The following is a 15,256-nucleotide window of genomic DNA, read 5'->3' as shown; positions in this document are numbered from 1 at the left end:
AAACTATTTTGAAACTGTTTTTAGTAATTTATCAATATCAAAATAAGAAAAATATTGTGGGTTAATTGCTTTGAGTTTGTTCTCAATTTCTTCACTTTTAACCAAATCATTGTTATTGATTGCAACCTCCCTTTCTTTTATTAATTTACTAATAGATTCGCTAAATGGGCTTGTTTCAAATACATCAGAAACTAGAACCTCGTCTATTGGTTTGTTTGAATAAATATCCGTTTCATCAACTATAATTGAATGGTCTTGCATAGATTTACAAACAAAAACTTTTGCATTTTCAATAGAAGAAACAATGAAAGGAGAATGAGTAGTTACGATTATTTGAATATTTGGAAAAATGCTTAAAATTGAGTTTAAAAATGATTTTTGCCATTTTGGATGCAAATGATTTTCAGCTTCATCAATCATCAATAAACCTGAGGTATGTAGCATATCTTCTAACTTTAAATTGTTTAAAGTGTATACAGAATACATTTGACCCAATAAAGAAATCATTCTTTGGATTAAATATAGATTTCCACTACTTAGTTTATCTAAAGAAACTTCTGAGCCATTTTGTGTAACAATTGGCATTAAAACTTTGCGTTCTACATATTTAAATTCTCCATCCAATAAACTTAATTTGATTATTTTTTTTATGGTTTCAAAAAGAAATTCACCTTCTTTTTTTTCTTTTGGATTGTCGGATGATTTTAAATAGTCGAAATACGTTATTAATGAAATTACTTCGGTGTTTTTTTGGATTCCATCTAAACTGTTTTTAAGATATTCTTCTGGTTTTAAAAACTGAAGTGTTCCAATATTAAAGGGTTGATTATCTGTTTTTGATGTCCAATAATTTAAAATCCACAAATTACCTTTTGCATTTTTTTCAAAAGTTAATATGTTGGATAATTCTGATGTTTTATTAATTTTATCATGTACATTAAAACAAATTTTATTTTTGTCTAAAATACTTGGCTTTGCTTTTTCATTTGTTGATAAAATATTTTTTTCATTGTTGTATTCTAAATTTGCACTAATAGAGAAAGATTTTGAATTATCTCTTATAATATCTCTACTTCTAAATCCTTGGTAGCCAGATAAAATTGCTCTGATTGCATCAATTATTATTGATTTTCCAGTGCCGTTTTCTCCAGTTATGATAGTTACTGGATTTTTATTACTATTATTAGTGAAGTCAATTTCAGCATTAATAAAAGGTCCAATATTTTTAAGACTTAATGAATTTATTTTCATTTTGATGAAGTTTGATATTATACAAAAATACAAAGTATATTTTGAATTATCGATAACAAATGTTACGAAGCTGATTTGTTCGCTATTTAGTTGATAGCAAAAGGAGCACTAAGCTTGAAAGTTGGGATGGTAACTCTAAAACTTCTTGTTGAGGTAAAGTTTACCATGTTGAAATAGCCTTTCATGGCACCAATTGGTGAAGAAAGCAAGCATCCCGAAGAATAGGTGTAGCTTTCGCCTGGTTTGATAACTGGTTTTTTTCCAATTACGCCTTCACCATCAACTACTTCAACATTGTTTAATGCATCGTAAATTTCCCAATGACGTGTGGTTAATTGTACCGAATCTTTACTTTGATTTTCGATGGTAACATGATATGAAAAAGCAAAATGAATCTTGTAGTTTTTGAAGTAAGTACCTTCAAAACTAGTTAAAACTGAAATCTTTATGCCTTTAGTAATTTGACTAACCATACATTAAAATAAAATTATTCCTATTACCATCATGATTGCGGTGCAAATGCTTAATAATAAAAAGAATAACGGATTCAAAATTAAGAATTTTAGAACAGTAATCCAACGGCTTTGTTGATAAAAATTTCTTAAAGATTTATAAAGGTAAATTGGAAATACAAAGGCAAATGAAACTCCTTCTAAAAAAGAGGCTAAACCTTCACTGACTAGCGATATTAAGTTAAATATCATTAAACAAATGAAGACAAAAGTGAAATAGGTGTAAGTGAAAACAAGATGTTCTGTGTAATTTATTTTTCTAGAATAGAAAACCAACCAAAACATTAAGGTTAGTATAGGTAAAGATAGAAAAATAAAAAACGGAAGTTTTTGATAGAAGTAATCGAAAACTTCACCTTCGATATCATTTGATTTGAAAAGTTTAGATTTATTAAAAAAGCTAGTGTACACGAAATTTGCTTCATAACCCAATTCTTTTAATGCTTCTTCAGTAGATTTTTCTGGATATTTTCTGTGGAAATTTCTAAATGAAAGTGCTGTGTAAATCAAAGGTTTGCCACCTGAAGAAATGTTTTCATCTATGAATTGTTTGTTGAAAATAGAATCTCTGTTGTGTTCAATTTCAGGTTTACTAATACTATCAATTAAAAAACCGGTTCTTTGATTTTTACTAATTATTTTGTTTGATAAACTGTCAATTTTTTTTAAATCTTGCTTTTGCTGATCGGTTAGTTTTTCTTCGACTTTAATTTCTTCGGGTGATTCTGTATTGTTTCTTTCGGATAAATTATAGGTGATGAATAATATAATTGAAACGCTTAAAAATAAACGAAAAGGATTGGCGTAAGTATGTCTTTTGCCTTCGTTAAATCTTCGTGCTAAAACACCAGGTTTTGAAAATAAGGAGATTATGGAATTTCGTAAACGAGAATCATAAGCGTAAAAATTAGCAAAAAACTCTTCTATAAAATCTTTGATTTCAAGTTTTTTAGTCGAGTTTAATTGGCCGCAATGGTGACAATATTTTTCGCTAATATCTAATGGTGTTTCGCAGTTGATGCAATTTGTGCCGCGATATTTTAAATCTTTTCTGTTCATTATTAATTGCGGATAACTTCGCTGTTCGTGTTTGCTATTCCAATTACTCTATCGTATCTGTCGTTGTTGCCTCTGTAGTATACAATTGCAGTGTAGTTGTTTTCTGTTTGAAAGAAATTGCCATCAATTGCATTTTTAAAATCAATTACTCCTTTTTTATCGGTAAGAATATATTGATAGTTGGTAAAACCTTGTTTTATTAAAAGAGCTTTTTCGTAAAGCCCGGTTTTTTTATTCAGTTCCATTTTATAATCATCAGTTAATGAGTAATTATTAAACATTCCGGAAACATAAATGTTTTCCTCTAAAAATTCTGGCGCATCTAAGGTAAAATACACCCAAGAATAATCAGATTCTATTTGAGAATTTGTTGAGTTAACATTCTGGATAAAAAAGTTGCCATTGATATCAGGAAAATAAGTGTAAGGTTGGTTTTTTCTTGGAGTATTTGTATACAAATGAGTGTTGTAGATGTTTTCGCCAGAAGTAACTTTTGCAACGGTATTATTAGTTGCTCTTATGATTTTGTTATCAATGCTATAGCATTCGTTTCCACCCCAAAATTGTGTTTCTTTATTGTATCTGTAAATTAATTCAGAACCAAGTGTGTATTGAGGTTTTATATTAGAAATACTCGTTTTCCAATTTCCGTTTTGAAAAAGTGTAACTTTTACGTTTTGAATGGGGTTTTGTAGAATTCTGTCCCCATAATTTATTGACATTTCAATATTTTGCTTTTGATTTATACTTTCAAAATCTCGTACTCTTCTTATTGAAAGGCCAACAGATACTTGTTCTTCATAAATTATTATTCTACGAGAAAAAACGATTTCATTTTCATCATTTAAAATAGAAATTAAATAATTTCCACTTTTGGTTATTTGGTTAAATCGATTTGGGAATACTTGTTTGTAATGTGAGTAGAGTTGTAAAGTGTTAAATGAATTTTCATAAGTAATAATGCGCTGATTATCCATGCCATTTAGGTATTCTACTTTTCCAAAATCAGATGGTGCAGACCAATCGTAATTGTACTGAGTGATGGTGTAGTAATAATCGGCTTCGTCTCCGTATAAATCGTCAAAACTTAATTCAAAAGTTTCGCCAAGTTTAAAAAAAGGAATCACATTATTGTCATTAACCCGAAATGAAATGGTTTTAATATTGAATGATGGATCTTGTTCAATTCCTGCTTGTGAGAAAATAAAACACGGTAAACATAAGAGGAATAGAGTTACAATTTTATTCATTTTACAGCTATAAAAACGTAAAAATAGTAAATCTTTAGGAACAAACGTAATTACTGTTAATTTATTAGTATTTTATAATTTAGAATAATTATAAATAAAGCCAAACTCTGTCTTTATTTTTGGTAAGGTGTTATGTATTTGATTAAATTTGCACGTTTTATAGTAAATTTTTTAACAATCATATCTTCAAAAATATGTCAAAAGACATTCGAATTAAAAAAGGTTTAGACCTTAAGTTGAAGGGTGAAGCAGCTCATAAAGTAGCTCAAGTAACTCGCTCGAAAGTCTATGCTGTTAAACCTTCTGACTTTCACGGAGTAACTCCTAAGATGGTGGTAAAAGAAGGAGATAACGTTAAAGCGGGAGAAGTAATTTTCTTTTCTAAATCAGATGAGAAAGTTAAATTCGTTGCCCCTGTAAGCGGAAAAATTCAAGAAATCAAACGTGGTGAAAAAAGAGTCATTTTAGAGATTCTTATTGCTGCAGATTCTCAAGATGTTTTCGTTGAGCATAGCAAGAAAAATCCTAATGATTTATCAACAGAAGAAGTAAAAGCACATTTGTTAGCTTCAGGATGTTGGCCATTTATCAATCAACGTCCATATGATGTGATTGCTAATTCAGCTGATACACCTAAAGCTGTTTTTATTTCAGCTTATGCAACTGCTCCATTGGCTGCAGATGTTGAGTTTGTTTTAGAAAACAAATTAGAAGCATTCCAAGTTGGTATCGATGCTTTAGCAAAATTAACATCAGGAAAAGTTCATTTATCTGTAAAAGGTAAAGGAAAATCAATTTTTAAAGATGTTAAAGGAGTTTCTTTACACCAAGTGTATGGTCCACATCCAGCAGGAAATGTTGGAGTTCAAATTGCAAAAATTTCGCCTATCAATGCAGGTGAAAGAGTTTGGACAGTAACACCTCAAGATGTTGCAACAATTGGTGAATTATTTTTAACTGGAAAATTCAATGCTACAAGAACTGTGGCTTTGGTAGGTTCTGAAGTTAAAGACGCTCAATACTATAATGTAATTTCTGGTGCTGCTATTGCCGATTTAGTTGCTGGTAAAATTGAAGGAGATAACGTAAGAGTTATTTCTGGAGATGTTTTAACTGGAACAAAAGTGAAAATGGATGGGAATTTAGGTTTCTACAGCAATACTGTAACTGTAATTCCTGAAGGAAATGTTTACAGAATGTTCGGATGGATGCCTTTTGCATCGCCAAGTGTTCACAGTGCATCAAGAACAGGATTATCATGGTTAATGCCAAGTAAAAAATATGCGCCTAACACCAATTTAAACGGTGAAGAAAGAGCTTTAGTTGTAACAGGAGAAATGGAAGCAGTAATGCCTCTTGATATTTTTCCAATGCAATTGTTAAAAGCTTGTTTGGCTAGCGATATCGATAAAATGGAAAGCTTAGGAATTTACGAAGTAGCTCCAGAAGATTTTGCTTTAATTGATTATACTAACACATCTAAATTAGAAGCGCAACAAATCATTCGTGAGGCTCTTGATTTAATGATTAAAGAAGTAGGATAATAGCTATGAAGTTTTTAAGAGATAAAATAGACCAAATTAAAAAGCCTTTTGAGAAAGGGCAAAAATTTGAAAAATTTGCACCTGCAATTAATGCATTAGATACATTTTTATATGTGCCTAATCATACTACAAAGCATGGAGCTCATATTAGAGATGCTGTAGATTTAAAGAGAACCATGATTACTGTGGTTTTAGCTTTAATTCCAGCTTTAATATTCGGAATTTACAATGCAGGTTACCAACACTTCATTCAGATTGAAGGTTCTGACATGTCATTTGGAAATTTATTTTTCCACGGATTATGGAAAGTATTACCAATGATTATTGTATCGTATGCAGTAGGATTAGGTATCGAATTTGCTTTTGCAATTTTTAGAGGTCACGAAGTTAACGAAGGATACTTAGTATCTGGTTTGTTAATTCCAATGGTTATGCCGGTTGATTTACCTTTATGGATGTTAGCTATTTCGGTAGCTTTTGCAGTTATAATTGGTAAAGAGGCTTTTGGAGGAACTGGAATGAATATTTTTAATCCAGCTTTATTAGCGCGTGCGTTTGCATTCTTTGCTTATCCTACATTTATGTCGGGAGATAAAATTTGGGTTAGCGATGCTACTACTATCGATGGAGTTTCAGGTGAAACAATTTTAGGAGCTTTAGCAAATGGAAAAGAACTTCCAGCTCAGTGGGATTTTTGGAATTCATTCATTGGATTAATTCCTGGTTCTGTAGGTGAAACTTCAGTTTTAGCTATTTTAATTGGTGCATTTGTATTAATTGCAACAGGTGTTGGTAGTTGGAAAATTATGGTTTCAGGAGTAGTTGGAGCAGCTTTAACAGCAATGATGTTTAATGCTGTTGGATTAACAGCTTTAATGAATTTTGATTGGACAAATCATTTAGTAGTTGGAGGGTTTGCTTTTGGTATTGTATTTATGGCAACTGATCCAGTTTCTGCCGCTCAAACAGATAAAGGTAAGATTATCTATGGTTTGTTAATCGGATTCTTTAGTATCATGATTAGAGTGTTCAATCCTGCTTATCCAGAAGGAGTTATGTTAGCTATTTTATTGATGAATACTTTAGCACCAACAATTGATTACTTCGTGGTTAATGGAAACATTGCTAAGAGAAAAAGAAGATTAGCACAGTCTAAACAATTAAAATCTGCATAGTCATGAATAGAGAAAGTAACGGATATACGTTTTTGTTTGCGACTGTAATGGTGGTTTTAGTAGCTTCTGCATTAGCATTTGCTGCAACAGCACTTAAGCCTAACCAAGAAGCAAATGTTAAAAAAGAGAAAATGCAGTACATTCTAAAATCATTTGGAGTTACTGTTGAGAGAGATGCATCAGAAGAAGCATATAAAAAACACATTGTTAGCGAAATAGTTTTTGATGAAAACGGAAACGAAATTAGCAAAGAGGCATTTACAGTTGATATCGCTAAGGAAAAAGGGAAATTTCCAATTTTCAATGCTGAGAAAGATGGTAAAAAATTCTATGTTATTCCTGTAAGAGGAATGGGATTATGGGATGCAATCTGGGGTTATGTTTCAGTTGATGAAAACTTAAAGGTTGATGGTATTGTATTTGACCATAAAGCAGAAACTCCAGGTTTAGGAGGTGAAATTACTCAAGATTACTTCCAAAATAGTTTTAAAGGAGAAAGTGTTTTTGATGCTAACGGAAACTTACAAGGTTTAAAAGTAGTTAAAGGTTATACTGGTAAAGATGATAAAGCTGATGGAGAAGTTGATGCAATTTCTGGTGCTACTTTAACTGGTAATGGTGTGACTGAAATGTTAGTTAGAGGTCTAAAACCATATGAAAAATATTTAAAATCTAATAAAAAATAATCGTCATGGCAGATAACAATAAAGAAGGATTATTTTCAAAAAGTAACATTAAGTTAATTACGAATCCATTTAATGACGATAACCCAGTAACAGTTCAAGTATTAGGTATTTGTTCGGCTTTAGCGGTAACAGTTCAAATGAAAAATGCCTTTGTAATGGCGCTTTCAGTAACGGCGGTTGTAGCTTTAAGTAATGTTATTGTATCATTAATTAGAAATTTAATTCCAAATCGTATTCGTATCATTGTTCAATTAGTGATTGTTGCGTTATTGGTAATCTTAGTAGACCAAGTTTTGAAAGCTTATGCATATGATGTAAGTAAACAATTATCGGTTTTCGTTGGATTGATTATTACGAACTGTATTGTAATGGGACGTTTAGAAGCGTTTGCATTAGGTAACGGACCATGGAAATCTTTCCTTGATGGAATTGGAAATGGTTTAGGTTACGGAATTATCTTAATGATTGTAGCATTTTTCAGAGAATTATTAGGTTCTGGAAAAATTTTCGGAATTGAAATCTTAGGAAATGCAGTAGATAAAACAGGAGCTTATGCTCATGGATATGTAAACAATGGTTTTATGTTATTAGCTCCAATGGCGCTTGTTACAGTTGGTATTATCATTTGGGTACAAAGAGGTATTAATAAAAAATTAATTGAGAAAAAATAATAGCTATGTTTGAATATATCAATATATTTTTAAAATCCATGTTCATTGATAACATGGTGTTTGCATACTTCTTAGGAATGTGTTCTTACCTTGCTGTATCTAAAAAGGTATCAACGGCTATTGGATTAGGTATTGCAGTAACATTTGTACAAGTAATCACCGTGCCATTAAACTATTTGATTTATAAATATGTTTTAGAAGCAGGTGCTTTATCTTGGTTAGATCCATCATTAAAAACTATGGATTTAAGTTTCTTAAACTTAATTATCTTTATTGCAGTTGTAGCAACTTTGGTACAATTAGTAGAAATGATTGTTGAGAAGTTTTCTCCATCGTTATATAACTCGTTAGGTATTTTCTTACCACTTATTGCTGTTAACTGTGCTATCTTAGGAGGTTCGTTATTTATGCAATTACGTGTTGATACAGGTGCTTACCAAAATATTGGTCATGTTATCACATTTGGTTTTTCTTCAGGAATTGGTTGGTTAATTGCAATTGTTGCATTAGCTGCTATTCGTGAAAAAATGGAATATTCTAACGTGCTAGCTCCGTTGAGAGGTTTAGGAATTACTTTTATTTTAACAGGTTTAATGGCTATCGGTTTCATGAGTTTTGGTGGAATTGACATTAACTTATTAAATAAAAAACCTGAGGCAAAATTAGAAACTCCAGCTCCAGCTGTTGTAGAAACTCCTGTAGTTGATTCAGTTCAAGTAGCTGTAGATTCAGTAAAAGTAGATTCAACTCAAGTAGTTAAATAATAGTATAACATTAAAAATTGAAATTATGTTTGAATTAATTACATATTCGATTTTAGCTTTCTTAGCGCTTATTTTACTAATGGTGTTTATGCTATTATATGCAAAATCTAAATTAGTAAACTCAGGTGCTGTAAAGATTAAAATTAACGGCGAAAACGAAATTGAAGTAGGTGGAGGTAGTACACTTTTAACTACTTTAGGTAATAATAAAATCTTTTTACCATCAGCTTGTGGTGGTGGAGGTTCTTGTTTACAGTGTAAATGTAAAGTTTTAGAAGGTGGAGGAGAGCCTCTACCAACAGAAATCCCTAACTTTACTCGTAAAGAATTAGCAGAAGGATGGAGATTAGGGTGTCAAGTTAAAGTAAAACAAGACATGGTAATTGAAGTACCAGAAGAAATTTTTGGTATCAAAAAATTCGAAGCAAAAGTATATTCTAATTACAACGTAGCTTCTTTTATTAAAGAATTTATTGTTGAGTTACCAGAAGATATGCACTACGAAGCAGGAGGTTATATTCAAATTGAGATCCCAGCTTGTGAAGTGAAATTTACAGATATTGATATTACAGCTCACCCAGTTGAACATCCAGGTGAACCTGATAAATTCCAAGTAGAGTGGGATAAGTTTAAATTATGGCCATTAGTTATGAAAAATAACGAATTGGTTGAAAGAGCTTACTCTATGGCTTCTTATCCAGCAGAAGGTAGAAAAATCATGTTGAACGTTCGTATTGCAACGCCTCCATTTGATAGAGCTACAAACGATTGGATGAAAGTAAACCCAGGTATTGCTTCTTCATACGTTTTCTCAAGAAAAGCGGGTGATACAGTAACGGTTTCTGGACCTTACGGTGAATTCTTCATTAACGAATCTGATGCTGAAATGTTGTATGTAGGTGGTGGAGCTGGTATGGCGCCAATGCGTTCGCACTTATACCACTTATTCCGTACAGTTAAAACTGGAAGAAAAGTTACGTATTGGTACGGAGGTCGTTCTAAACGTGAATTGTTCTATGTAGATCACTTTAGAGCTTTAGAGAAAGATTTTCCTAACTTCAAATTCCATATCGCGTTATCTGAACCTTTACCAGAAGATAACTGGAAAGTGAAAGATGGACCAAATGGAGAAGGTGATGGTTTCGTAGGATTTATTCATAACGTAGTTATCGATAACCACTTGAAATTACACGATTCACCAGAAGATATCGAATTCTATTTCTGTGGACCACCGATGATGAATCAAGCCGTTGTAAAAATGTGTGACGATTGGGGTGTGCCAAAAGAAAATGTTCGTTTCGACGACTTCGGAGGTTAATCCAAATTTTAAATACCAAAACCGATTCAGAAATGAGTCGGTTTTTTTATGCTTTCAAATAGAATAACTACCTTTGCAATATGGAACCATTATCACTACAAGACTTACATCATTTGGCTATGAATCACGTGGGTAAAGAACTCGAAAAACAAGGATTTGAGTTCATTGCTATCAACAGCCAATTGAAAAAGCATCCACAATTTGTTTGTGTTGATAAACCTACTAATACTTTGCATTTTGTAATGGTACAAGCGGTTACTTATCCAGATAATCCGGCTGAATACGATGTGTTGTTTATGGAAACCTTCATCAATCATGCAAAAGGGAAAAAGGCAAAAGTGTTATTTGCAGGAGTAGGTTTTGCCAATGCCGAAGATTTCGAAAAGCCCATTTTAAAAAACCAAGATTATATATTACATTATGAAGGAATTAAAGAGATTTTGTAGTTTTCTAGTTGTAGCTATTCTGTTTATTTCATGTGATAAATCCACAGATTTTTATACCATTCAAGGAGAAGCACAAGGAAGTACCTATTCCATTAAATACATTGCTATCGAAGAAAAAGTTACTAAAAATCAAATTGATTCTTTGTTAACGGTTTTTGATTTATCACTTTCTACCTATCGACCAGATTCTAAAATTTCTAAAATTAATGCAGGAGATTCAACTGTTGTAGTAGATGATTTTTTTACAGAAACATTTCAGCTTTCAAATCAAATTTATAAAGAAACGAATGGTTTGTTCGATCCAACAATCGGTGTTTTAGTAAACGCTTACGGTTTTGGACCAAATAAAAAGCACCAAGATTTAGCTCCAAAGCAAATTGATAGCTTATTGCTATTTGTAGGTTTTGATAAGATTGCTTTAAATGCAAATAAGACTATTTCAAAAAAGTATAAAGAAACTTTCATCGATTTTAATGCAATTGCGCAAGGTTATTCCGTTGATGTGGTCGTGAATTATTTAAAATCGAAAGGAATTGAAAATGCCATTGTAGAAATCGGCGGCGAATTATTCGCATTAGGTAAAAACACGATTGATAATAAGAATTGGGTAGTAGGAATCGACGATCCATTACAAAAACCTGAAGAACGTACTTTAATTGCCAAAGTAAATTTAGAAAACTTAGGAATGGCAACTTCCGGCAATTATCGTAAAGTAATGATTGATGAGAAAACCGGTAAGAAGTTCGTACACATCATTAATCCAAAAACAGGATTGGCACAAAAAAATAATGTATTAAGTGCAACCGTTTTATCAAAATCATCTGGCTTGTCTGATGGTTATGCTACAGCTTTTATGTTAATGAGTTTAGGGGAAAGTAAGGTATTCTTACAAAAACATCCAGAATTGCATGTCATGCTTCTTTACTCGGATTCAGACAATAAAATGCAGCAATTTACTACAGAAAATTTCAAGAAATTAATTAAAGAGTAAAGAAAAAGGCTTTCAAAACGAAAGCCTTTTTCTTTATTTATAACAAACCGGAATAATTTCTCCTTTTGCTAAACAATATTTTTCTACTAATTCAGGAGCAATTGTTTTGGTATAATCTACTTCGTCAACCTTAAAACCAATGCTTCTTAGTTTATCAAAATAATCTCTACCATAAACTCTCACGTGGTCGTATTGCCCGAAGATTTTCGCGCGTTCTTTTGGATCAGTTATCGAATCATCTGCAAAAGTTGTAGCCCTTGATAAATCTTGTGGAATTTGAAAGATTCCCATTCCACCTGGTTTTAAAACGCGATATAATTCTTGCATGGCTTTAGTGTCATCCGGAATGTGTTCCAAAACGTGATTACATAAAATGATATCATATGAATTATCTTCAAATGGTAAATTACAAATATCCGCTTTTACATCAGCCAAAGGCGAAAACAAATCGGTAGTTGTATAATCTAAATTCGATTGTTTTTTGAAACGCTTGTAAAATTCTTGTTCTGGCGCAAAGTGTAATACTTTTTTGGGAGCGGTAAAAAAATCCGTTTCGTTTTGTAAATATAACCACAACAAACGATGTCTTTCTAAAGAAAGCGTGCTTGGTGACAACACGTTGTTTCGTTGTGTTCCATATCCATAAGGTAAAAACATACGAAAGCTTTTTCCATCAATAGGATCTGTAAAACGACTTCCTTTCAATAAAAAAGCCAAAATAGGACGTACGACAATGCTCAAACAAATCAATATCGGACGAGGAATGGTGTTAAGTATAAGTTTGAATAGTTTTTTCATTTGTTAAAACACTAATTTCACGAATTAGCACGAATTTATAATATTATTCTTTTGTATTTAAGACTGTCTTCTCCAAAATTTACTAGCAATCCTAAATTACACTTTGAAGCTGCTAAATAATTCAATACTTGTTTGGTTTCACTTGAAGTGAGAGTTTGGATTGCTTTAATTTCTAATATAATATTATTATGCAAAGTAAAATCAGAGTAATAATAACTAGGAAGTTGAATTCCTTTATATTCAATTGTGTATTTTTGCTCTCTAACGTAATTTATTTTATTTAATTTAAACTCGAATTCCAGAGCATCTCCATAGACTTTTTCATTGTGACCTTTACCAAGAGTATTATGAACTTCCATACATAATCCAACTATTTCATATACTTCATCTTTATAAATTAAATCATTCATAATTAGTGAAAATTAGTGAAATTCGTGTTGAATTATAATACTAAAGGTTTTTGTCTCAATCCATCTTCTTCATTGCTAGCAATTCCTAATGCTTTGTAGATGTAAGCAAAAGTGGATAACAATTCAGGTTTTCCGTCAACGATTGCAACATCGTGTTCAAAATGTGCACTTGGTTTTCCGTCAGCAGTAGTAATTGTCCAACCGTCTTTATGTTGTTTGATGTTTTTGGTTCCCATATTAATCATTGGTTCGATAGCAATGACCATTCCGTTGACTAATTTTTTTCCGCGACCACGTTTTCCGTAATTTGGAACTTCTGGATCTTCGTGCATTTTTCTACCTAAACCGTGTCCGCATAATTCACGAACTACTCCATAACCATGACTTTCGCAATATTGCTGAATTGCATATCCGATATCTTCCACACGATTCCCAACTTTAGTTTCACGAATTCCAACGTAAAGCGATTCCTTAGTAACTTGTAAAAGCTTTTTTGTTTCTGGAGCTACTTCACCTACTTCAAAAGTGTAAGCATGATCACCATAAAAACCATTTTTAAAAGCACCACAATCTACCGAAATAATATCGCCATCTTGTAACGGAACATTATTTGGAATACCATGTACTACTTGTGTGTTTGGACTCATGCAAAGCGAATTTGGAAAGCCATACATGCCTAAAAATGCAGGCTCCGCTCCGTGCGAACGAAGAAAATCTTCTGCCAATTTGTCTAAATATAAAGTAGTTACACCAGGTTTAATTTCCTTCGCAATCATTCCTAATGTTTTAGAAACAATCAAAGCGCTTTCGCGCATCAATTCAATTTCTTCAAGAGTTTTAAGTACAATCATAATACAAAATTTCGGAGCAAAAGTACGAATTCAAGTTCAATTATAAGTACAATTTCAAAATTCAATTTCAATTTGTTATTCCCTATTACTATTAATCCAAAGGCCTCAATTAAATATGAGAATTGTCATATTTTATCCCTACATTAGAGCATAATTTTGCATTATAAATTTCATTAGGTATGGGAAAATATGTAACTGCAGCGGAAGCTGTACAAGTAGTAAAAAGTGGTGATAGGGTCTATGTTCAGGCTGCTGCTGCTACACCAACAATCTTAACAAAAGCATTAACCGATAGAGCATCTGAGCTCAGAAATGTAGAACTATGTCATTTGCACACAGAAGGAGACGCACCTTATGCAAATCCGGAATTAGCTGAAAGTTTTCATGTGAATTCCTTTTTTATTGGAGCCAATGTGCGTCATACTTTAAAAGCAGGAAATGGTTCATATACGCCTGTTTTTTTGAGTGAATTACCATTATTGTTCCGTAAAAATGTAGTGAAACTAGATGTAGCATTCATTCATGTTTCTCCACCAGATAGTCATGGCTATTGTTCGTTAGGAGTTTCGGTTGAAGCTTCTGTTGCGGCAATTGAAAATGCTAAAATTGTAATAGCTCAGGTTAATCCGCAAATGCCAAGAACTTTTGGTGATGGAATTTTACACGTTTCAGAAATTGATTATTTAGTAGATGTTAATTTACCAATTTTTGCACATGATGTAACGCCATTTACAGCCGAAGAAGAAAAAATCGGAACGTATGTTGCTTCATTAATTGAGGACAAAAGTACGCTTCAAATGGGAATTGGTTCGATACCAAATGCTGCATTAAGTAAATTAACAAATCATAAAGATTTAGGATTACATACCGAAATGTTTTCCGATGGTGTTATCGATTTAATTGAAAATGATGTTATCAACTGTAATTATAAAGGAACTTTGAGAGGAAGAGCTTTGGCTACTTTTTTAATGGGATCCAAACGTTTGTATGATTTTGTGAATGACAATCCGTTTATAGAAATGAAAGAATCTTCTATGGTAAACGATACAGCCAGAATTCGAAGAAACCCTAGAATGGTGGCAATTAATTCAGCTATCGAAGTAGATTTAACTGGTCAAGTTTGTGCGGATTCTATCGGAAGTGCTATGTATTCTGGAGTTGGAGGTCAAATGGATTTTATTCGCGGAGCATCATTAAGTGAAGGAGGTAAAGCGATTATTGCTCTACCTTCGATTACCAAAAGAGGAGAAAGTAGAATTGTACCCTATTTAAAGCAAGGTGCTGGAGTAGTAACAACAAGAGCTCACGCACATTATATCATTACTGAAAATGGTATTGCTGATTTATACGGAAAAACATTAAAACAAAGAGTTGCAGAGTTAGTGAAAATTGCACATCCTAATCATCAAGAAGCTATTGAGCGTTCTTACTTTGAAATGATTGGGTTACATAAATAAAATAAATTAGAGTTAGTAAAAAAGACAATCTAAATCATTGTCTTTTTTTATTTGAAAATTTTTTAAATATAGT

At 32.1% G+C, this 15,256-nt stretch carries 16 protein-coding genes; 9 read left to right on the top strand and 7 right to left on the bottom strand.

Translation table 11 applies throughout. The annotated features are described in order from the left end of the window. Positions 1-3 precede the first annotated feature (3 nt). The 4 genes from ACE3PD_RS06355 to ACE3PD_RS06340 form a co-directional block, all read right to left on the bottom strand. On the bottom strand, positions 4-1,251 hold the full coding sequence (locus ACE3PD_RS06355) for an AAA family ATPase (RefSeq protein ID WP_374400666.1): 1,248 nt from the start codon (positions 1,249-1,251) through the stop codon (positions 4-6). 86 nt (positions 1,252-1,337) lie between these two features. Then, a complete protein-coding gene (apaG, locus tag ACE3PD_RS06350) occupies positions 1,338-1,724 on the bottom strand; it encodes a Co2+/Mg2+ efflux protein ApaG (RefSeq protein WP_374400664.1) in 387 nt (128 codons plus the stop codon). A 3-nt stretch (positions 1,725-1,727) separates the two neighbouring features. Beyond that, a complete protein-coding gene (locus tag ACE3PD_RS06345) occupies positions 1,728-2,822 on the bottom strand; it encodes a DUF3667 domain-containing protein (protein ID WP_374400662.1) in 1,095 nt (364 codons plus the stop codon). Positions 2,823-2,824: 2 nt separating this feature from the next. Beyond that, on the bottom strand, positions 2,825-4,072 hold the full coding sequence (locus ACE3PD_RS06340; protein WP_374400660.1) for a DUF5103 domain-containing protein: 1,248 nt from the start codon (positions 4,070-4,072) through the stop codon (positions 2,825-2,827). Positions 4,073-4,266: 194 nt separating this feature from the next. Here ACE3PD_RS06340 and ACE3PD_RS06335 point away from each other — a divergent pair, with 194 nt between their 5' ends. The 8 genes from ACE3PD_RS06335 (at position 4,267) to ACE3PD_RS06300 (ending at position 11,667) form a co-directional block, all read left to right on the top strand. Next, entirely contained in the window at positions 4,267-5,616 is a 1,350-nt protein-coding gene (locus tag ACE3PD_RS06335) for a Na(+)-translocating NADH-quinone reductase subunit A (protein WP_374400658.1), read from the top strand. A 5-nt stretch (positions 5,617-5,621) separates the two neighbouring features. Then, a complete protein-coding gene (locus tag ACE3PD_RS06330) occupies positions 5,622-6,791 on the top strand; it encodes an NADH:ubiquinone reductase (Na(+)-transporting) subunit B (protein WP_374400656.1) in 1,170 nt (389 codons plus the stop codon). Between the two features lie 2 nt (positions 6,792-6,793). Beyond that, the gene (gene nqrC / locus ACE3PD_RS06325) at positions 6,794-7,477 is read left to right on the top strand and encodes an NADH:ubiquinone reductase (Na(+)-transporting) subunit C (RefSeq protein WP_291108432.1); all 684 of its coding nucleotides are present in this window, start codon (positions 6,794-6,796) and stop codon (positions 7,475-7,477) included. Between the two features lie 5 nt (positions 7,478-7,482). Continuing rightward, positions 7,483-8,148 (top strand): NADH:ubiquinone reductase (Na(+)-transporting) subunit D, encoded by a 666-nt coding sequence (locus tag ACE3PD_RS06320; protein ID WP_291108431.1) that lies wholly within the window; start codon positions 7,483-7,485, stop codon positions 8,146-8,148. 5 nt (positions 8,149-8,153) lie between these two features. Next, positions 8,154-8,912 carry an NADH:ubiquinone reductase (Na(+)-transporting) subunit E gene (nqrE, locus tag ACE3PD_RS06315; protein WP_374400654.1) on the top strand — a complete coding sequence of 253 codons (759 nt, stop codon included), beginning with the start codon at positions 8,154-8,156 and terminating at the stop codon, positions 8,910-8,912. A 25-nt stretch (positions 8,913-8,937) separates the two neighbouring features. Then, a complete protein-coding gene (nqrF, locus tag ACE3PD_RS06310) occupies positions 8,938-10,230 on the top strand; it encodes an NADH:ubiquinone reductase (Na(+)-transporting) subunit F (RefSeq protein WP_374400652.1) in 1,293 nt (430 codons plus the stop codon). A gap of 80 nt (positions 10,231-10,310) precedes the next feature. Then, positions 10,311-10,676: a Na(+)-translocating NADH-quinone reductase subunit F gene (locus tag ACE3PD_RS06305; RefSeq protein ID WP_374400650.1), complete on the top strand. Its 366-nt coding sequence runs from the start codon at positions 10,311-10,313 to the stop codon at positions 10,674-10,676. Then, positions 10,651-11,667: an FAD:protein FMN transferase gene (locus ACE3PD_RS06300; protein ID WP_374400648.1), complete on the top strand. Its 1,017-nt coding sequence runs from the start codon at positions 10,651-10,653 to the stop codon at positions 11,665-11,667. Before ACE3PD_RS06305 ends, ACE3PD_RS06300 begins: the two co-directional genes overlap by 26 nt. A gap of 33 nt (positions 11,668-11,700) precedes the next feature. Here ACE3PD_RS06300 and ACE3PD_RS06295 read toward each other — a convergent pair whose 3' ends face one another. The 3 genes from ACE3PD_RS06295 to map are packed head-to-tail and all read right to left on the bottom strand — an operon-like array spanning position 11,701 to position 13,726. Next, complete coding sequence (locus ACE3PD_RS06295; RefSeq protein ID WP_374400646.1) at positions 11,701-12,465, bottom strand: class I SAM-dependent methyltransferase; 765 nt, start codon at positions 12,463-12,465, stop codon at positions 11,701-11,703. A 35-nt stretch (positions 12,466-12,500) separates the two neighbouring features. Next, complete coding sequence (locus tag ACE3PD_RS06290) at positions 12,501-12,875, bottom strand: GxxExxY protein (protein ID WP_374400644.1); 375 nt, start codon at positions 12,873-12,875, stop codon at positions 12,501-12,503. A 32-nt stretch (positions 12,876-12,907) separates the two neighbouring features. Continuing rightward, entirely contained in the window at positions 12,908-13,726 is an 819-nt protein-coding gene (map, locus tag ACE3PD_RS06285; RefSeq protein ID WP_374400642.1) for a type I methionyl aminopeptidase, read from the bottom strand. Positions 13,727-13,905: 179 nt separating this feature from the next. Between map and ACE3PD_RS06280 the strand changes: the two genes are divergently transcribed. Next, positions 13,906-15,183, top strand: a complete 1,278-nt coding sequence (locus ACE3PD_RS06280) for an acetyl-CoA hydrolase/transferase family protein (RefSeq protein ID WP_374400640.1) — start codon at positions 13,906-13,908, stop codon at positions 15,181-15,183. Positions 15,184-15,256 lie beyond the last annotated feature (73 nt).

This window comes from Flavobacterium sp. (genome assembly GCF_041911335.1).
Taxonomy (GTDB): domain Bacteria; phylum Bacteroidota; class Bacteroidia; order Flavobacteriales; family Flavobacteriaceae; genus Flavobacterium.
Note: the sequence above shows the minus strand (reverse complement) of the source record. Positions and strands in the feature narration are given on the sequence as shown.